1 pseudogene is annotated in these 1,045 nt (G+C 64.9%); it reads right to left on the bottom strand.

Annotated elements, in window-relative coordinates:
• Positions 1-30: 30 nt before the first annotated feature.
• Positions 31-1,045, bottom strand: a pseudogene (locus tag ABZX10_RS22755) (IS3 family transposase); the annotation flags it as partial.

The raw sequence follows: 1,045 nt of genomic DNA, 5'->3' as shown, positions 1-1,045 counted from the left end.
TGAACCGCCCCGGGGTGTCCGGAGACTGACTCAAACAGTCACCGGCACCTGGTGGTGGGGTGTCCTCGCAGCGTAGTACGCGGCCTCCAACTCCGCGGGTGGGATGTCACCGCAGTACTCGTAGGGCCGTCGGTGGTTGAACCAGTCGACCCATTCGGCGGTGCCGTACTCGACCTGCTCCACCGTTTTCCAGGGCTTGCGGGGCTTGATCAGCTCGGTCTTGTAGAGACCGTTGATCGTCTCTGCCAGCGCATTGTCATACGAATCACCCACGCTGCCAATGGAACCGGTGATCCCGGCGATGATGAGCCCTTCGGCGAAGCGAACGGAGGTGTATTGAGATCCCGCGTCGGTGTGGTGAATGACCCCGGCCGGATCGTGACCGTCACGACGACGCGCCCAGACCGCGTGGTCGAACGCGGCCAGCACCAGGTCGGTGGTCATCGACGATCCGACGGCCCAGCCGATGATCCGGCGGGCGTAGGCGTCGGTCACCAGCGCCACATAGGCCCACCCGGCCCAGGTCGACACATAGGTCATGTCCGCCACCCACAGTTGGTCAGGGCGGATCGGCGTGAACCGTCGTTGGACCAAATCTGGGTGCCGCTCGGCGCCGCGGTCGGCGATTGTTGTGCGCTTGACCTTGCCCCGCACCGCGCCGGCGAGGCCAGCCTCGCGCATGAGCCGCTCCACCGTGCATCGGGCCACGCTCACACCCATCCGGTTCAGGACGATCCACATCTTCCGCGCACCGAACACCGAGTAATTCGCCGCATGCGCATCGCGGATCTGATTGGACAGCAACGCCTCCCGATACTCCGCACTGGTGGCGGGGCGATCGACGAGCTCGTAATACGTGGACGGGGCGATCTTCACACCGTGCTCGGACAGCACCGCGCAGATCGGTTCGACACCCCACCGCAGACCACCCGCCTCACGCCGACCGACATGAGAGCGGATAAAGTCCACGATCAGCCGTGTGGCCGGTCGAACTCGGCCGCGAAGAAAGCCGACGCCGCCTTCAAAATCGCGTTCGCACGCTTAA

The organism is Tsukamurella sp. NPDC003166 (genome assembly GCF_040611135.1).
GTDB lineage: Bacteria > Actinomycetota > Actinomycetes > Mycobacteriales > Mycobacteriaceae > Tsukamurella.
This window is presented reverse-complemented; position numbering and strand designations above follow the sequence as displayed.